16 protein-coding genes are annotated in these 16,025 nt (G+C 72.5%); 6 read left to right on the top strand and 10 right to left on the bottom strand.

The window, feature by feature from the left end:
* Positions 1 to 42: 42 nt before the first annotated feature.
* Entirely contained in the window at positions 43 to 1,182 is a 1,140-nt protein-coding gene (locus NYZ98_RS26165; protein WP_262845963.1) for a cysteine desulfurase family protein, read from the top strand.
* Positions 1,183 to 1,251: 69 nt separating this feature from the next.
* Complete coding sequence (locus tag NYZ98_RS26170) at positions 1,252 to 1,527, top strand: sulfurtransferase TusA family protein (RefSeq protein ID WP_262846050.1); 276 nt, start codon at positions 1,252 to 1,254, stop codon at positions 1,525 to 1,527.
* Between the two features lie 106 nt (positions 1,528 to 1,633).
* Here NYZ98_RS26170 and NYZ98_RS26175 read toward each other — a convergent pair whose 3' ends face one another.
* Together NYZ98_RS26175 and NYZ98_RS26180 are read right to left on the bottom strand one after the other, a co-directional pair.
* On the bottom strand, positions 1,634 to 2,620 hold the full coding sequence (locus tag NYZ98_RS26175; RefSeq protein WP_262845965.1) for a carbohydrate kinase family protein: 987 nt from the start codon (positions 2,618 to 2,620) through the stop codon (positions 1,634 to 1,636).
* Between the two features lie 281 nt (positions 2,621 to 2,901).
* Positions 2,902 to 3,261: a HesB/IscA family protein gene (locus NYZ98_RS26180; RefSeq protein ID WP_262845967.1), complete on the bottom strand. Its 360-nt coding sequence runs from the start codon at positions 3,259 to 3,261 to the stop codon at positions 2,902 to 2,904.
* A 207-nt stretch (positions 3,262 to 3,468) separates the two neighbouring features.
* Between NYZ98_RS26180 and nadA the strand changes: the two genes are divergently transcribed.
* Positions 3,469 to 4,653, top strand: a complete 1,185-nt coding sequence (nadA, locus tag NYZ98_RS26185) for a quinolinate synthase NadA (RefSeq protein ID WP_262845968.1) — start codon at positions 3,469 to 3,471, stop codon at positions 4,651 to 4,653.
* A gap of 32 nt (positions 4,654 to 4,685) precedes the next feature.
* Here the strand turns inward: nadA and NYZ98_RS26190 are convergent, their stop codons facing one another.
* From NYZ98_RS26190 to NYZ98_RS26220, 7 genes are all read right to left on the bottom strand, one after another.
* Positions 4,686 to 5,417, bottom strand: coding sequence for an SIMPL domain-containing protein (locus NYZ98_RS26190; RefSeq protein WP_262845969.1), 732 nt, complete (start codon positions 5,415 to 5,417; stop codon positions 4,686 to 4,688).
* Positions 5,418 to 5,491: 74 nt separating this feature from the next.
* Positions 5,492 to 7,777: a serine/threonine-protein kinase gene (locus tag NYZ98_RS26195; RefSeq protein WP_262845971.1), complete on the bottom strand. Its 2,286-nt coding sequence runs from the start codon at positions 7,775 to 7,777 to the stop codon at positions 5,492 to 5,494.
* 132 nt (positions 7,778 to 7,909) lie between these two features.
* A complete protein-coding gene (locus tag NYZ98_RS26200) occupies positions 7,910 to 9,724 on the bottom strand; it encodes a phosphatidylglycerol lysyltransferase domain-containing protein (RefSeq protein ID WP_262846052.1) in 1,815 nt (604 codons plus the stop codon).
* Positions 9,725 to 9,825: 101 nt separating this feature from the next.
* Positions 9,826 to 10,386 carry a PspA-associated protein PspAB gene (gene pspAB / locus NYZ98_RS26205; RefSeq protein ID WP_262845973.1) on the bottom strand — a complete coding sequence of 187 codons (561 nt, stop codon included), beginning with the start codon at positions 10,384 to 10,386 and terminating at the stop codon, positions 9,826 to 9,828.
* Between the two features lie 5 nt (positions 10,387 to 10,391).
* Positions 10,392 to 11,303: a zinc metalloprotease HtpX gene (gene htpX / locus NYZ98_RS26210; RefSeq protein WP_262845975.1), complete on the bottom strand. Its 912-nt coding sequence runs from the start codon at positions 11,301 to 11,303 to the stop codon at positions 10,392 to 10,394.
* A gap of 9 nt (positions 11,304 to 11,312) precedes the next feature.
* Entirely contained in the window at positions 11,313 to 11,591 is a 279-nt protein-coding gene (pspAA, locus tag NYZ98_RS26215; protein WP_262845977.1) for a PspA-associated protein PspAA, read from the bottom strand.
* On the bottom strand, positions 11,588 to 12,400 hold the full coding sequence (locus tag NYZ98_RS26220; protein WP_262845979.1) for a PspA/IM30 family protein: 813 nt from the start codon (positions 12,398 to 12,400) through the stop codon (positions 11,588 to 11,590). The genes pspAA and NYZ98_RS26220 overlap by 4 nt, the downstream gene beginning before the upstream one ends.
* Positions 12,401 to 12,765: 365 nt before the next feature.
* On the opposite strand from NYZ98_RS26220, the gene NYZ98_RS26225 reads away from it, so the two are divergent.
* Positions 12,766 to 13,257: a DUF3043 domain-containing protein gene (locus NYZ98_RS26225; RefSeq protein ID WP_380708305.1), complete on the top strand. Its 492-nt coding sequence runs from the start codon at positions 12,766 to 12,768 to the stop codon at positions 13,255 to 13,257.
* A gap of 75 nt (positions 13,258 to 13,332) precedes the next feature.
* A complete protein-coding gene (locus NYZ98_RS26230) occupies positions 13,333 to 14,331 on the top strand; it encodes an aldo/keto reductase family protein (RefSeq protein ID WP_262845983.1) in 999 nt (332 codons plus the stop codon).
* A gap of 105 nt (positions 14,332 to 14,436) precedes the next feature.
* Here the strand turns inward: NYZ98_RS26230 and NYZ98_RS26235 are convergent, their stop codons facing one another.
* Complete coding sequence (locus NYZ98_RS26235; RefSeq protein WP_262845985.1) at positions 14,437 to 14,643, bottom strand: hypothetical protein; 207 nt, start codon at positions 14,641 to 14,643, stop codon at positions 14,437 to 14,439.
* 249 nt (positions 14,644 to 14,892) lie between these two features.
* Here NYZ98_RS26235 and NYZ98_RS26240 point away from each other — a divergent pair, with 249 nt between their 5' ends.
* On the top strand, positions 14,893 to 15,999 hold the full coding sequence (locus NYZ98_RS26240) for a bifunctional adenosylcobinamide kinase/adenosylcobinamide-phosphate guanylyltransferase (protein WP_262845987.1): 1,107 nt from the start codon (positions 14,893 to 14,895) through the stop codon (positions 15,997 to 15,999).
* Positions 16,000 to 16,025 lie beyond the last annotated feature (26 nt).

Genomic DNA, 16,025 nt, shown 5'->3' on the forward strand with positions numbered 1-16,025 from the left:
CCCCGCCGGGGCGCGCCGGGGCGCGGGTGCGACCATGAACGCGTGGCGTACTTCGACGCGGCATCGACCGAACCCCTGCACCCCGCCGCCCGCGAGGCGCTGATCACGGCGCTGGACGCGGGGGCCGCCGACCCGGCCCGGCTGTACGGCGCGGCGCGGCGCTCCCGCCTGCTGCTGGAGCGGGCGCGGGCCGAGGCGGCCGAGGCGATCGGGGCCCGGCCGGACGAGGTGTCGTTCACCTCCTCGGGCACCCAGGCCGTCCACCTGGGGGTGCTCGGGACGCTGCTGGGCCGCCGGCGCGCCGGGCGCCGGATGGTGACCGGGGCCGTCGAGCACTCCAGCGTCCTGGCGGCCGGGGCCGCGCACGAGCGGGAGGGCGGCACCGTCGAGGTCGTCGGCGTCGGGCTCACCGGGCGGGTCGACCCCGCCGAGTACGCGGCGGCCGTGGCCGTGGAGGGCACGGCGCTGGCGTGCCTGCAGACGGCCAACCACGAGGTCGGCACCCTGCAGCCCGTCGCGGAGGCCGCCGAGGCGTGCCGGGCCGCCGGGGTCCCCCTGCTGGTCGACGCCGCGCAGACGCTGGGGCGGCTGCCGGTGCCGCCGGGGTGGTCGGTGCTGGCGGGCAGCGCCCACAAGTGGGGCGGCCCGGCCGGGGTGGGGCTGCTCGTCGTGCGCAAGGGCACCCGGTGGCGGTCCCCGCTGCCGGAGGACGAGCGGGAACGGCGCCGGGTGCCCGGTTTCGAGAACGTCCCCGCCGCCGTGGCGGCCGTGGCGGCGCTGCGGGCCCGGATCGTGGAGGCGGCGGAGGAGAACGCGCGGCTGTCGGCGCTCGTGGACCGCATCCGCGCCGAGGTGCCCCGGCTGGTGCCGGACGTGGAGGTGGTCGGCGAGCCGGTGGACCGCGCGCCCCACATAGTCACGTTCTCCTGCCTTTACGTGGCAGGTGAGGCAATATTGACCGAGTTGGATAGAGTCGGCTTTGCCGTGTCCTCCGGCAGTTCGTGCTCGGCCAGTACGCTGCGCCCCTCACACGTGCTGGAGGCGATGGGAGTGCTCACGCATGGGAACGTCAGGGTGTCGCTGCCCAGGGGCGCTTCCGGGGCGGACGTCGACCGGTTCCTGTCCGTCCTCCCTGGCATCGTCCGGCGCATCCGCGAGAGCGTGGGGGTCCGGTCGTCGTGAGGGACGCCGGTTCAGGGCGCGCCGGATGAGGCCGCGCGCCGAGGTCGCTGGAGCGAGGGTGGGATCGTGATGGCAGGCATGCGCAGGCCCGAGGCCGGGGAGGCGCCGCCGCCCGCACCCGCGCTGACGATCGACGCGCTCGGGCGCAAGTGCCCGATCCCGATCATCATGCTGGCCGAGCAGATCAACTCGGTGCCGCTCAACGCCGTCGTGTCGGTGCTGGCCGACGACCCGGCCGCGTTCACCGACGTGCCCGCGTGGTGCCGGCTGAAGTCCCACCACCACGTGGGGACCCACGAGCTGCCCCAGGGCGGCTGGGCGATCCACGTCAGGCGCAACTACTGACCGGCGTCCACGGGTGTGGTCCACGGGCGTACCGGGCCTCCCTGGCGCGATTCACGGCCGGGAGGCCGCCCGTGGGGTACGGGCGGCTCCGGCGCGGATCAGCGGATCAGGGGTAGCGGCACTCGACGCGCGCCTCGATCTCCGCGGCGGCGGAGGCGCCGTAGGCGGAGGCGAACCGCTCGAGGAAGGCCTGCCGGCCGAGCTCGTACTCCTGGCCGCCGACGTGCTCGAGGACGTAGGTCGCGGTGAGGTTGCCGAGCTGCCCGCAGCGCTCCAGGGACAGGCCCCAGGCGAGCCCCGACAGGAAGCCGGCGCGGAAGGCGTCGCCGACGCCGGTCGGGTCCACCTTGGCCAGCTCGGGCGTCGGGGGGATGTGCAGGGACGGCTCGCCCTGGCGGTCGATGCGCGCGCCCTTGGGGCCGAGGGTGGTCACCCGCACGCCGACCCGGGACAGCACCTCCTCGTCGGACCAGCCGGTCTTCTGCTCGACGAGCGCCTTCTCGTAGTCGTTGGTGAACAGGTAGGCGGCGCCGTCGACGAGCTTGCGGATCTCCTCGCCGTCCATGCGGGCGAGCTGCTGGGAGCAGTCGGCCCCGAACGGGATGCCGCGCTCGCGGCACTCCTCGGTGTGGCGGATCATGGCGTCGGGGTCGTTCGGGCTGATCAGGACCAGGTCGAGGCCGCCGACGCGGTCGGCGACCGGCTGGAGCTCGATCTCCCGGGCCTCCGACATCGCCCCGGTGTAGAAGGAGGCGATCTGGTTGTGGTGCTCGTCGGTGGTGCACAGGAACCGGGCGGTGTGCCGCAGTTCGGAGATCCGGACCGACTCGCAGTCGACGCCGTGGCGCTCCAGCCACGAGCGGTAGTCGGCGAAGTCGGTGCCGACCGAGCCCACCAGGACGGGGGTCAGGCCGAGGCATCCCATGCCGAAGCTGATGTTGGCCGCGACGCCGCCCCGCCGGATCTGCAGGTCGTCGACCAGGAAGGACAGTGACACGCGATCGAGCTGCTCGGCGATGAGCTGGTCCCCGAAACTGCCCGGGAAGGTCATCAGGTGGTCGGTCGCGATGGAGCCGGTGACGGCGATGCGCACTGTCGCTCTCCTCGTTGTCAGCCATCGATGGCTCGCCAACAATACGCCACCGGAGGCGGGCCGGAGGAGCCGTGCGGCCCGTTCGTGATCTCCATGTGTCCGGGGCGGCTCCGGGGGCGGCGGAGGGTGATTCTTCTCACCTGCGCCGACGCCGGGCGCGCGGGGCGGACCCCTAGGACTCCCTGGCGGGCGGCCCGATCACCCGTGCCGGGCGGACCATGGCCGGGCATGCCGACACCCCGCCTCGCGGATGGTCCGCGAGCGGGGCCGGACGGGCACGCCTAGTTGAACGAGTCGCCGCAGGCGCAGGACCCCGTGGCGTTCGGGTTGTCGATCGTGAAGCCCTGCTTCTCGATGGTGTCCACGAAGTCCACCGTGGCGCCCGTGAGGTAGGGGGCGCTCATCCGGTCGGTGACCACGCTGACGCCGCCGAAGTCGGAGACGACGTCCCCGTCCATCGACCGGTCGTCGAAGAAGAGCTGGTAGCGCAGGCCGGAACATCCGCCGGGCTGTACGGCCACGCGGAGCTGGAGGCCCTCCTCGCCCTGCTGCTCCAGCAGGCTGCGCACCTTGCCGGCCGCCGCGTCGGTCAGGAGCAGGCCCTGCTGCTGCTGCGTGGTCTCGCTGCTCTCAACGGTCATTTGTTGACTCCCCGTCTGCCCCAACGCCCCTCGGGGACGAAGGCCTTGGTGTGAGGTCTCACTTAGACGCTACCAACAGCTTGGCCCCGTCACACATTCCTGTCTCACGGAGCGGTCCTGCCCGACCCCCCGGGAATACCATCCGGCCCCCGTGTGTAATGATTAGTCGTCAACTAGACGATAAGTCCCCTAAGAGGTGTTGCAGCCGTGACCACCACAGAGACCGGCCTCCCGCTCTTCGTCCTCGGCCAGGGCGTCGACACGCACAGCGAGCGCGGCGTCGACTGCCCCGGTGAGCTGCCCTCCGCGTCCGACCCTGAGCTGGTCGCCCGGGCCGTACGGGCCAAGGCGGCCCTCGGCGAGAGGGTGTTCGTCCTCGGCCACCACTACCAGCGCGACGAGGTCATCCAGTTCGCCGACGTGACCGGAGACTCCTTCAAGCTCGCCCGCGAGGCGGCGGCGCGCCCCGAGGCGGAGTACATCGTCTTCTGCGGGGTCCACTTCATGGCCGAGTCGGCCGACATCCTGACCGGCGACGACCAGCGGGTGGTGCTCCCCGACCTCGCGGCCGGCTGTTCCATGGCCGACATGGCGACCTTCGACCAGGTCGAGGAGGCCTGGGAGGTCCTGACCGACCTCGGCCTGGCCGACATCACCGTCCCGGTCACCTACATGAACTCCTCGGCCGACATCAAGGCGTTCTGCGGGCGCAACGGCGGCGCGGTGTGCACGTCCTCCAACGCCCGCAGGGCCCTCACCTGGGCGTTCGACCAGGGCCCCGAGGGGCCGGAGAAGGCGGCCGGTGACCGCAAGGTGCTGTTCCTGCCCGACCAGCACCTCGGCCGCAACACCGCGGTCCTGGAGATGGGCTTCTCCCTGGACGACTGCGTGGTCTACAACCCGCACCGCCCGAACGGCGGCCTCACCGACCGGCAGCTCAAGGACGCCAAGGTGATCCTGTGGCGCGGGCACTGCTCGGTGCACGGCCGGTTCAGCCCCGAGTGCGTGGACGAGGTCCGCGACCGGGTCCCCGGCGTCAAGGTGCTGGTGCACCCCGAGTGCAAGCACGAGGTGGTCACCAAGGCCGACCACGTCGGGTCCACCGAGTACATCATCAAGATGCTGGACGAGGCCCCGGCCGGGTCGGCGTGGGCCGTCGGGACCGAGCTCAACCTGGTCAAGCGGCTGGCCGCCCGGCACCCCGACAAGACCGTGACCTTCCTGGACCGGACGGTCTGCTACTGCTCCACGATGAACCGCATCGACCTGCCGCACCTGGTGTGGGCCCTTGAGTCGCTGGCCGCCGGCGAGGTGGTCAACCAGATCACCGTGGACCCGGAGACCACCCGCTGGGCCAAGATCGCCCTGGACCGCATGCTCGCCCTGCCCTAGGACCCACCCGGCCCGGTCGCGCCGCCGGGGCCTCAGACCATTTCGTACACGACGCGGACGGCCACGGTGACCGACCCGTGGCCGGGGCTGATGCCCGCCTTCTCGCCGAAGGCGGCCAGGCGCGAGGGCGAGGAGTCGCTCTCCTCCTCCAGCTTCGTCACCCTGCCCAGGGTGCGGCCCACGAGCGCGGCGTACTGCTCGGCCTTGGCGCGCGCGTCCTTGTAGGCCACCGCGCGGGCCCGCTTGACCAGGGCCTCCTCCCGGGAGATCTCGAACGAGATCCCGTTCAGCCGCGCCTCGTCCCCCACCGCGGCCACCGCGTCCACGACCGCGTCCGCCTTGGACAGGTCGCGGACCTGGGCCTCCAGGCCCTGCGAGGCGCGGTACCCGACGACCTTGGGGTACTTGTCGTACTCGGCCACGAGCGACAGGTCGTTGGTCTTCAGGTCCCACCGCGCCACCCCCGCGGTCACCAGGGCGTCGGTCAGCTTGGCCGCGGCCTCCTTGACGGCCGCGAACGCCTCTCCCGCACGGGCCCGCCGCGTCTCCACGCCCACGTTGAGGCGCATCACGTCGGGTGTGGTCTGGACGCTGCCGCGCCCGACGACGACGAGCTCCGCCGTGTCGCCGGGCGTCAGCCACGCGGGCCCCGCGGTGTGGCCGGACGCCTTAGGGGGAGGTCCGGACGCCGCGAGCGCGGGCCCGGCCTGCGCTGCCACGAGGACGATGGCGATGGCCGCCGGCACCAGGCTCTTCTTGGTCATGGGGACATGCCACCACCACGCGGGCACCGCGTCCGCGACCCCTGCCCGCAGGCGGCCGGAACTTGACCAATTGCTCAGGTTCCCCGGGTGTAGCGCAGGTACCCCTTCTTGTACTCCGCCGCCTTGGCCGTGGCGAGCACGCGTGAGGCGTTGCCCTGGAAGTCGACGACCACGGCCTCGTAGTCCTCGCCCTTCCTGCGCCACCCCGCGATGTGCTGGTCGTCGTACCAGCCGATGAGCCGGTCGGTCGGGAAGGCGATCCTGGCCGTCTCGCGGCCCTCGGTCGTCCACACGCAGATCCGGCCGTGCACGCCGGAGCAGGTGGTGATGAAGTGCGTCCCCGACGGGGAGACGTCGTCGCCCTCGACGGTGAGCGGGTCGCCCACCTTGAGCAGGGTCTGCAGCACCGTCCCCCCCAGGTCGTAGAACCGGATGCGTTGCGTGCCGCCCTTGAGCGCCCAGGTGCCGACGGCCCGGCCGTCGCCGCGCCAGAAGTAGCTCCAGCGCCCGACGTCCTTCTCCTTGACGTGGACGACCTTGCCCTTCCTCCTGGCCACGTCGATGATCGCGTAGCCGTACCCCTTGGTGGTGTCGCCGACGGCCTCGTTGATGGTGACCAGCACCCGGGTGCCGTCCGGCGACCACTGGGGGAACGTCGGGAACAGCGGCGCCTCGGCCATCCTGATCAGCGTGGACGTGCCGGTGACCCGGTCGACGAGCGACACCGTGGAGAAGCTGTCGGTGGTGTAGACGGTGTCGGTGCCGAGCGCCCGCCTGCCGTCGGCGCTGACGGTGTACTCGAAGTACTTCTTGGTCGGGGCGAAGGAGTTCTTCCCGTCGCCCCGCAGGTAGACGCGCTTGCCGTAGTCGAGGCTGTAGAAGGTGAGCTTGATCGGGTCCAGGTCGTTCTCCTGGATCGTGATCGAGCTCCCCGGCAGGTCGATGCTCCTGGTGGCCTCGGGCGGCGGTGTGCCGGTGCGGCCGGCGTCCGGGGTCGATCCCGGCCCTGAGGGCGTCGCGCCCGGTGCCGGGGTCCCGGGGCCGCCGCTGGGCCCGGCCACCAGCCGCCCGTCGTTCCCCGACTGCACGTACACGTAGGTGCCGCCGCCGATGAGCAGCGCCACCACGGCCACCGCGGCGACGACCAGCGGGACGCGGCTGCGGCGGCCGGGCCCGCCGAGCGTGGGCACGGTCCCGCCCGTGCCGGCGCCCTGGTCGCCGCCGGCCCACGGCGGCCGCCCCTGCCACCCTTGGGACGGTGCCCGCTGCCACCCCGGGTCCGGCTGCCCGGCGTAGGCCTGGGGCAGTGGCTGGGCGTTCGCCGCGTACGGCGCGGGGGGCGGGGGCGGCGGGGCGGCCCGCCGGGCGGGATCCTGCCGCCACCGGAGCGTCGGGTCCTCGGCCGGCGGGGCCGGGCCGCGCGACGGCGGGGGCGCCGTGGAGTGCGCCGCGGAGGGCCTCGCCCGCTCGGGGGCGGGCGGGACGGCGCCGGGGGCGGCCTGCGCCACGGCCGAGCCCTCGGCCATGATCGCGGCGGGCGGGGCGGTGGCGGTGCCGTGCCCCAGGAGGCGCATGAGCACCTCTCCGGCCGCGGGCCGCGCGGAGGGGTCCTTGGCCAGGCAGGCGCCCACGATGCCCCGCAGGGGCTCCTCAAGGGCGCTGAGGTCGGGTTCCACGCTCATGATGCGGTGGAAGACGGCGGGCAGGCTGTCGGTGCCGAAGGGGGCGTCGCCGGTGGCCGCGAAGATCATCGTGCCGGCCCAGGCGAACATGTCGGCGGCCGGGCCCGCCTGCTCGCCGCCGAGCTGCTCGGGGGTCATGTAAGCGGGGGTGCCGACGACGACCGAGGTCAGGGTGGAGGACCGGTCGAGCGCCTTGGCGATGCCGAAGTCGATGACGCGCGGCCCGTCGTTGCCCAGCAGCACGTTGGAGGGCTTGAAGTCGCGGTGCACGATGCCGGCCTGGTGGATCGCGACCAGCGCGGTCACGGTGCCGATCGCCAGCCGGTGCAGGGCGGCGCCGCGCCTCGGCCCCTCGCTCTCGACGACCGCGTCGAGGGTCGGGCCGTCGATGTACTCGCTGACGATGAAGGGCCGGTGGTCGGCCACCCCGGTCTCGATCACCTGCGCGGTGCAGAAGGTCGCGACGCGCTCGGCCGTCGAGACCTCGCGCACGAACCGGGAGAGCGCCTCCTCGTTCTGGGTGAGGTCGGAGCGGAGCAGTTTCACCGCCACGGTGACGCCGGCCGGCGAACGGCCCAGGTAGACGACCCCCTGACCGCCCTCCCCGAGCCGCGCGGTGAGCTCGTAGCCCCCCACACGCACCGGGTCGCCCGGCCGCAGCGGCACCGGGTTCGACATGGCTCCCCCTCCGTCACCCCACTTAAGGCCAAATTTCAACCCATTGTGGCGTGCTCTGGAGGAAGTCTTCACCTTCGGCCCCAAGCCGTATTCGTAGCGTGACCCGCGCCGCCACCGGCCGATCGGGCCTCGTCAGGAAGGGACCCGCCCGGCCGCGCGCGGGCCGGCGCCGCGCCGCCCCCGGCGCACCAGGGACCGCAGGGCGGGCGCGGTCAGGAACCCCTCGGCGACCACCGAGGCGAGGCCCACCTTGGGCAGGTCACGGGTGTCGTCGAAGGCGAGGAAGCGCGGCACCCAGCGCGGGTGGTACTTGGCGTTGGCCCGGTACAGCGACTCAAGCTGCCACCACCGCGACAGGAACACCAGCGTCCGGCGCCACAGGCGCAGCACCGGGCCCGCGCCGAGCCGCGCGCCGCCCTCGAACACCGAGCGGAACATGGCGAAGTTGAGCGAGATCTGCTTCACGCCGAAGTCGCCCGCCTCGGCGGCCATCCCGGCGACCATGAACTCCATCAGGCCGTTGTCGGAGTCGCGATCGCGCCGCATCAGGTCCAGCGAGAGGCCGTCCTCGCCCCAGGGCACGAACGACAGCAGCGCCGTCAGCCGCCCGGTGGCGTCCAGGGCCTCCACCAGCACGCAGGAACCGTCCGCCGGGTCGCCGAGCCGTCCGAGCGCCATAGAGAAGCCCCGTTCGGCCCGCGTGCCGCGCCAGGCGGCGGCGCGCTCGGTGACGTGCCGCATCTCCTCGGGCGACAGGTCGGCGTGCCGCCGGATCCGCAGGGTGAACCCGGCGCGCGTCACCCGGTTGACCGCCTGCCGCACCCCGCGCATCTCCCTGCCCGACAGGCCGAACGCGCCGGCGTCGATCACGGCCTCGTCGCCGAGCTCCAGCACGCGCAGCCCGGCCCGCGCGTAGGCGTGGGCCGCCGCCTCGCTCGGGCCGAGCGCCGCGGGCGCCCAGCCGTAGCGGCGGGCCTCCGCGAGCCAGGCCCGGATGGCAGGCCCCCACGCCTCGACGTCCCCGACGGGGTCTCCCCCGGCCAGGCACACCCCCGCCACCACCCGGTAGGAGACCGCCGCCTTGCCGCTGGGCGAGAAGACCACGGAGCGGTCGCGCCGGGTGGCGAAGTAGGCCAGCGAGTCGCGCGCGCCGTAGGCCTCCGCCAGCGCCCTGACGCGCGCCTCGCTCTCGGCGGGCAGCTCGGCCCCGGCCCGCTGGGAGCGGAACAGCACGGCGAAGGCGACGAGCACCGCGACGGCGCTGAGCAGCCCGATGGCGAAGTTCACCCACGACGGCGGGCGTCCGGAGCGGTAGAAGTCGAGGGTCGCCACCCCGCCGAGCGCGCGCTCCAGCGCCCAGGGCACGTGGTCGGGCGTCCGCAGCGTCCCGGGGAACAGCGTCACCAGCGCGCAGCCGGCCCCGAAGGACACCGCGAGCAGCCCGCCGAGGGTGAGCAGGGCCTTGCGGAACGACGCGCGCCGGGTCGGCGCGAGGAACTCGTCGTGCGCGGCGGACAGGACGCCGAGGACGACGGCCGTCACCACCAGGTCGACCTCGGAGGCGACCACCTCGCCGGTCAGGGCGAACTCCTCGACCAGGTCGGGCCAGACCGAGGCGGACAGGACCACGGCGAGGTTCCCGAGCACCAGCAGCGCGAAGATGACCAGCAGCACCCAGTACGCGGCGCGCTTGCGGCGGGCCAGGGCGCCCGCGAGGATCCCGAGGAACACCGCGTAGCCGAGGTTCGGCTCGACGGGGAAGACCGTCAGCTCGACGAACCGGGTGACCGGCCCGAGCAGGTGCCGCACGGGCGGGAGCACGGCGATCACCGCCGAGTACAGGGCGGCCACCGCCATGCACACCGACGCCACGCGCGGCACCAGGGCACGGAACCGGCCCCCGTCCCGCGCTTCCCCGGCCGTCACGACGCGGCCGGGCTCGGTCATCGCCACCTGGTCTCCCCCCGGAGATGATCTCGCGGGGGGTATACCCGGTCGTTCGCCTGACTAAGGGTGGGAAAAGACCTGAGTGATCGCCTTCGTGCAGGTCACAGGCCGGGGGCGCCCCAGACGGGGAACCACCGCGACAGGTCGGGCTCGATCGGCAGTTCGCCGCCGATGGCGCCGCGCACCTGCAGTTCCAGGGCGTTGTCGCGGTGCTGGCCGGGCAGGGGGACGAACGGGAAGAACGTGCCCTGCTTGTACAGGTAGACCACCGCCAGGCGGCGGCCCGAGGGGTCGGCGAAGGTGACCAGCGAGCACAGCAGGGACGGGCCGAACCCGGCGGCCTCCAGCGAGGAGTTGACGCCGTGCAGGTCGGTGACCAGGTCGCTGACGTCGTCGGGCGGGCGGTGGACCACCAGCCAGGTGTAGCCGAAGGAGTCGGAGGACTGCTCGACCTCGGCGTCCCCGAGCAGGGCGGTGATGTCGCGCTCCAGGAGGGCGAACGCGCCGCCCTCGGCGGCGCGGAAGCAGACCGAGCCGAGGCCCGTCGGGACGAACCCGGTCGCGGCCTCCAGCGTCACCGCGGCCGACGGCAGCGCGAACAGGGTGTCGAGGTTGGGCTTGACGGGCTTGGTGCGGCCGAGGAGGGAGTCCAGCCACCCCATCGGGCTCAGGCCCCCCGGCCGAGCTGGGCCGAGATCACGTTGAGCTGCTCCAGCCGCCGCTCCAGCGGCGGGTGGGTGGCGAACAGGGCGGAGATGCTCGCCCCGGCACGCCCGCCCGACAGGGCGGGGGCGAAGAAGAAGGCGTTGAACGGCTGGGCCTCGCGCAGGTCGCGGGTGGGGATGCGGGACATCTCCCCCGTCACCTTGACCAGGGCGCTCGCCAGGGCCGAGGGCCGCCCGGTGAGCAGGGCGCCGGCCCGGTCGGCCGACAGCTCGCGGTAGCGCGACAGCGCGCGGGTGAGCAGGAAGCTGATCGCGTACACCACGATCGAGACCAGCATGATGATGAGCCCGATCGGGGGGCCGTTGTTGTTGCCCCGGTCGCGGCCGAGCCCGGAGTACAGGGCGAAGCGGGTCATCAGGCCGGCGACGATGCCGAGGAAGGAGGCGATGGTCATCACCGCGACGTCGCGGTGGGCGACGTGGGACATCTCGTGGGCGATGACGCCCTCCAGCTCCAGCGGGTCGAGCCGCCGCAGCAGGCCGGTGGTCACGCAGACCACGGAGTTCTTCTGGTTGCGCCCGGTGGCGAAGGCGTTGGGGACGTCGCTGTCGGCGATGGCCACCCGGGGCTTCGGCGAGTCGGCCAGGGCGCTCAGCCGGTCCACCAGTCCGTGCAGCTCCGGCGCCTCCTGCGGGGAGACCTCCCGACCGTGCATCGCGAACAACGCGATCTTGTCGGAGAAGAAGTACTGCACCAGCAGGAGGCCCCCGGCGAGGACGAGCACGACGACCGCCTGGACCCCCACCGCGATCAGGATGCCCACGAACACGACGTACAGCAGGCCCAAGAGGAACATGGTCACGACCATGCGCACGGTCAGACCCCGGTCGGGGGCATACCGGGTTTGTGTCATATATCCAAACTAGCCTGGTATCAGGCCTGAATCGCCAAGCATGCCCCTCACTTCGTCGATCGAAGCGTCGGCCGGCGGCAAAATGAGCTCGGAGGGCTCCAGCGCGTCGTCGGGCAGCGGTTTGCCGATCTGGCGCACCTTGTCGAGCAGCGCGTGCAGCTTCGAGCGGAACTGGGCCTCGTCATCGGTCTCGATGGCGGCCTCCAGCTCGGAGTCGAGGGAGTTGAGCACGTCGATGTCGCCCTCGGCGATCTCGACCTGGCCCTCTCCCATGATCCGGACGATCACAGGCCCTCCCCCGGACGGCGGTACTGCTGGGTCGGCTGGCCCGGCTGCTGAGGAGCGGGCTGCTGCTGACCGGGCTGGCCCGCCTCGATCGCGTCACGCGGCGCCGGTCCCTGGCCCAGCTCGGCCTTCATGCGGGCGAGCTCCAGCTCGACGTCGCTGCCGCCGCCCATGCGGTCGAGCTCGGCCTGGATGTCGTCGGGACGCGAGCCGCTGAAGTCGTCGAGCGCGCCGCTGGCGAGCAGCTCGTCGATGGCGCCGGCACGTGCCTGCATCTGCGCGGTCTTGTCCTCGGCCCGCTGGATCGCCAGGCCCACGTCGCCCATCTCCTCGGAGATGCCGGAGAAGGCCTCGTTGATGCGGGTCTGCGCCTCGGCGGCGGTGTAGGTGGCCTTGATGGTCTCCTTCTTGTGGCGGAAGGAGTCGACCTTGGCCTGGAGACGCTGGCTGGCGAGGGTCAGCTTCTCCTCCTCGCCCTGGAGGTTGTTGTGCTGGGTGCGCAGGTCGGCGATCTGGGTCTGCAGCGAGGACCGCCGGCTGAGCGCCTCGCGGGCCAGGTCCTCACGCCCCACGCCGAGTGCCTTGCGGCCCTGGTCCTCAAGCCGGGACGACTGCTGCTCGATCTGGTTGATCTGCAGCTCCACCCGCTTGCGCGAGGTGGCGACGTCGGCCACGCCCCGGCGTACCTTCTGCAGAAGCTCGAGCTGCCGCTGATAGGAGTAGTCGAGGGTCTCGCGCGGATCTTCCATCTTGTCCAAGGCCTTGTTGGCCTTGGACTTGAAGATCAAGGAAAGTCTCTTCATCACGCTCATGCGCGTTGGCCGTCCCCTTCTTAGGTAGTGCTGTGCCTATGCTTCCGCTCGCTGCGACGCTCGCCGGCCGTATGCTCGCTGCGCTGGCATCCATGCTCCCTCGCGCCGCCTCGCAACTCCATAGGCTGCTCACTCATCGTCAGCCCCCGATTATCGCGGCAAAGTCGCCTAGGTCCACCCTACGCATAACGCACGAGGGCGTCATTAAGTTGCACCCCCGGTAGGCTGGCGTCGTGTTCCGACGTCGTACTCAGGCCCCCGTGGATGACTCGCCCTCCTCCTCTTCAGTGACGCAGGCCAAAAACTCGGGAAAGGGCCGCCCAACCCCCACTCGCCGTGAGGCGCAAGGCCGCCGCCGCCAGCCGGTGACCGCCCCCACCAACCGCAAAGAGGCCTACAAGCAGGCCCGCGAGCGCCAGGCCGCGGAGCGGATACGCGCGCGCGAGGGCATGCTCAAGGGCGACGACCGCTACCTGCCCGCCCGGGACAAGGGCCCGGCCCGCAAGGCCGCGCGCGACTGGGTCGACAGCCGGCGGACGATCAGCCAGTTCTTCCTGCCCGTCTCGCTGGTCCTGCTGGTCATCCTGTGGACGATCCCGATGTTCGGCGGCCAGACCGGCATGCTGCTCTACTCCTACGCGATCACGATCCTGTGGCCGCTGATGATCGTCGTCGTGGTCCTCAGCTCGTTCTGGGTCGCCCAGCGGGTGAAGAAGGAGGCGGCGGAGCGGTTCCCCGGCGAGAGCCTGAAGGGGGTCGGCTTCTACGGGGCCATGCGCGCGATGCAGATCCGCCGCCTGCGCTTCCCGCCCCCGACGCTGCTCCCCGGCGGCAGGCCCGTCCCGCCGAAGAGGTGACCCGGCGCTGAAACGGCGGCGGGCGCGGCGATCCCGGGAGCCGTCGCCCGCCCGGCGGCGGCTAATGTCGGGCGCATGCGTTTTCGTCATCTCGGCCGCAGCGGTCTCAAGGTCAGCGAGATCAGCTACGGCAACTGGATCACCCATGGCTCCCAGGTCGAGGAGGACGCCGCCAAGGAATGCGTGAAGGCGGCCCTCGACGAGGGGATCACCACCTACGACACCGCCGACGTGTACGCGGGCACCCGGGCCGAAGAGGTGCTCGGCCGCGCCCTGAAGGGCCTGCGCCGCGAGTCTCTGGAGATCTTCACCAAGGTCTACTGGCCGACCGGCGCGGGCCAGAACGACCGTGGCCTGTCCCGCAAGCACATCACCGAGGCGATCAACGGATCGCTGCGGCGCCTCGGGACCGACTACGTCGACCTCTACCAGGCCCACCGCTACGACAACGAGACGCCGCTGGAAGAGACGCTGCGGGCCTTCAACGACCTGGTCCGCCAGGGCAAGGTGCTGTACGTGGGCGTCAGCGAGTGGAACGCCTCGCAGATCGCCGACGCGCTCCGGATCGCCGGGGAGATGGGCTTCGACCGCCTGGTGTCCAACCAGCCGCAGTACTCGATGCTGTGGCGGGTCATCGAGTCCGAGGTCGTCCCGCTGTGCGAGAAGGAGGGGGTCGGCCAGATCGTGTGGTCGCCCATCGCCCAGGGCGTGCTCACCGGCAAGTACCTGCCCGGCCAGGCGCCGCCCGAGGGATCGCGGGCCACCGACCCCTCAGGGTCGGGCTTCATCTCCCCGCTGCTGAACGACGACGTGCTCACCCGGGTGCAGGAGCTCAAGCCCATCGCCGCCGACCTCGGGCTGACGATGGCGCAGCTCGCGGTGGCCTGGGTGCTGGCGAACCCGAACGTCTCCTCGGCCATCGTCGGGGCGACGCGGCCCGAGCAGGTGCGCGACAACGTGAAGGCGTCCGGCGTGACGCTCGGCGACGACGTCCTGGCGCGCATCGACGAGGTGCTCGGCGCGGTCGTCGTCCGGGACCCCGCGAGGACGGTCAGCCCCGCCACCCGTCCGTAGTCACCATAAAGACGCGGCCGTAATGTCCGCCGGCCCCTTGCGTTTCCCGGTCGCCCTGACGGATTCCGTCACCGGGCGGCGGGAAACGGCAAGGGGCGCCGGCCGTCACTCGGCACGCAGGGACATCCCGCCGTACTCCACCTTGTCGTCGTCCAGAAGCGCGACCTGCTCGACTCCGGAACTCAGCAGCGAGCGCCAGTTCTCTCCGAGCCATGACTCGGCGTCGGCCTGACTTGGGAAGATCTCGCGCGGAAGAGGGCTGTCCGTAACCTCACCACCGTTAGCATTTTCATAACGCCAGCGCCAAGTCATGCCATACGCTCCTTTTCGCGGGGTTTGCCCAACGCCCTCAGCAGGCTGTGCAGACCCTATCTCCTGGAGTGTGCCGCAGATCTTGTCCTGAGCGTGTCCGGGCGGGGCCCGCACGGCTCCCGGACGCGACCGGACCGCCCGACCCTTCGACGATGGAGGCCGCCCCATGCCGCCCACGCTCCGTCTCCCGGCGCCGGCCGCCGGACCCGGACTCGCGACGGCGGCCGAGCCCCCGCTCCCGGTCAGGGCGTGGTGAAGGTCCTGCTCTCAGGCACGGCCGGCCCGTACGGGTGGCCCGAGCCCGCGTGCGGGTGCGCCTCCTGCGGCCGGCTGTCCCCCGGCCACCGCCTGCCCACCGCCATCGTGCTCGACGACGTCGTCAGGCTCGCGCCGCCCGCCGGCCTGTCGCTCGCGCCCCCGGCCGCGATGCCCAAGGGGTACCGGATGACCGTCACCCCCGACGGGTACGCGGTGAGCGGGCCGGACCGGGGGCGGGTCCTGCACGCCGTCCCGGGCGGGCAGGACTGCGGGTCGCCCTCGCCGAGCTGGGCCGAGGAGGCCTACGACCTGGTGCTCATCGACCTGCTGGAACGCCCCGAGCGGCTGGGCGACCTGCGGCGGCGCGGCCTGGTGACCCCGCGCACGCACGTGGTGGCGATCCACCTGGACCACCGCCTGCCCTCCGAGGCCGAGCTCGGCAGGCGCCTGGCGTTCTGGGGGGCCGAGGTCGTCGACGACGGCACGATCCTGGACACGCGCCGGCCCGCCCCCGCGCGGGCGCTCGCGCCCAAGCGGGTGCTGGTCCTCGGCGGCGCCCGCTCGGGCAAGTCGGCCGAGGCGGAGATGCGGCTGATCACCGAGGCCGACGTCACCTACGTCGCGACCGGGCCGACCGGGCGCGGGGACGCGGAATGGACGGCGCGGGTCAGGGCCCACCAGCGGCGGCGCCCGGGCTACTGGACGACCATCGAGACCACCGAGCTGGCGGCGCTGCTGCGGTCGGAGACCGGACCGCTCCTGGTCGACGGGGTCGGCACCTGGCTCGCGGCGGTGTTCGACGGGTGCGGCGCCTGGGGCGACCCCGCCCACGACCGGCCGCGCGGGCGCAAGCCGGGACGGTTCGGCACCGCCCTGGACGCGGTCGGGGCGCGCTGCGACGATCTGGTGGCGGCCTGGCGGCAGACCCGGGCCCAGGTGGTGGCGGTCAGCGACGAGGTCGGGCTCAGCGTGGTGCCGGCCACGGCCAGCGGGCGCGTGTTCCGCGACGCACTGGGCCGGCTCAACCAGCGCCTGGCGGCGGAGTCGGAGGAGGTCTCCCTCGTCGTCGCCGGCCGCGTCGTCCCGCTCCCCATCTGACCCCGCTCCCACCCGGACCGGCGCGG

This window comes from Sphaerisporangium corydalis (assembly GCF_025506355.1).
Classification (GTDB): domain Bacteria; phylum Actinomycetota; class Actinomycetes; order Streptosporangiales; family Streptosporangiaceae; genus Sphaerisporangium; species Sphaerisporangium corydalis.

Coding starts and splice junctions, on each gene's coding strand:
- htpX (WP_262845975.1), bottom strand. CDS start 11,303: ATGACACAAACCCGGTATGCCCCCGACCGGGGTCTGACCGTGCGCATG.
- NYZ98_RS26230 (WP_262845983.1), top strand. CDS start 13,333: ATGCGTTTTCGTCATCTCGGCCGCAGCGGTCTCAAGGTCAGCGAGATC.
- NYZ98_RS26235 (WP_262845985.1), bottom strand. CDS start 14,643: ATGACTTGGCGCTGGCGTTATGAAAATGCTAACGGTGGTGAGGTTACG.
- pspAB (WP_262845973.1), bottom strand. CDS start 10,386: ATGGGGTGGCTGGACTCCCTCCTCGGCCGCACCAAGCCCGTCAAGCCC.
- NYZ98_RS26200 (WP_262846052.1), bottom strand. CDS start 9,724: ATGACCGAGCCCGGCCGCGTCGTGACGGCCGGGGAAGCGCGGGACGGG.
- NYZ98_RS26190 (WP_262845969.1), bottom strand. CDS start 5,417: ATGACCAAGAAGAGCCTGGTGCCGGCGGCCATCGCCATCGTCCTCGTG.
- NYZ98_RS26180 (WP_262845967.1), bottom strand. CDS start 3,261: ATGACCGTTGAGAGCAGCGAGACCACGCAGCAGCAGCAGGGCCTGCTC.
- NYZ98_RS26220 (WP_262845979.1), bottom strand. CDS start 12,400: ATGAGCGTGATGAAGAGACTTTCCTTGATCTTCAAGTCCAAGGCCAAC.
- NYZ98_RS26195 (WP_262845971.1), bottom strand. CDS start 7,777: ATGTCGAACCCGGTGCCGCTGCGGCCGGGCGACCCGGTGCGTGTGGGG.
- NYZ98_RS26170 (WP_262846050.1), top strand. CDS start 1,252: ATGGCAGGCATGCGCAGGCCCGAGGCCGGGGAGGCGCCGCCGCCCGCA.